Origin of the sequence: Falsigemmobacter faecalis (assembly GCF_003863335.1) — a bacterium.
Classification (GTDB): Bacteria; Pseudomonadota; Alphaproteobacteria; order Rhodobacterales; family Rhodobacteraceae; genus Wagnerdoeblera; species Wagnerdoeblera faecalis.
Window position 1 is genome coordinate 1 of the sequence record NZ_RRAZ01000103.1, and the last position, 341, is coordinate 341.

The 341-nt window shown below is 60.1% G+C and carries 1 protein-coding gene; it reads left to right on the forward strand.

All coding sequences use genetic code 11. From position 1 onward, the window contains the following. A partial coding sequence (locus EG244_RS20255; RefSeq protein ID WP_148097658.1) for a plasmid pRiA4b ORF-3 family protein occupies positions 1–276 on the forward strand: 276 nt, incomplete at its 5' end. Between the last annotated feature and the right edge of the window lie 65 nt (positions 277–341).

Sequence of the window (341 nt, forward strand, 5' to 3'; positions counted from 1 at the left end):
GTAAGCGAAGCCATCCCAGGCCTCAGCTATCCGCGGCTTCTGAAGGCCAGCGGAGCATGCCCTCCTGAAGACGTTGGTGGGGCATACGGCTATGAGGAGTTCCTGCAGGCCATAGCCGATCCCGGGCATGAGCAGCACGATGAAATGCTCGACTGGTCAGGAGGCACATTCGATCCCGAGGATGCCCGCCCCGAAAGGATCGCCGGGCGTTTAGCCCAACTCGCAAAGAAATGGGCGCCAAGGACAGCACGGCTCAAAGCTGTCACCCAGGACTAAAAACCACGGCCTGCGCCGGCTTGCAATTACCCACAAGTGGTGCGGCGAATTGATTCACCTGCCCA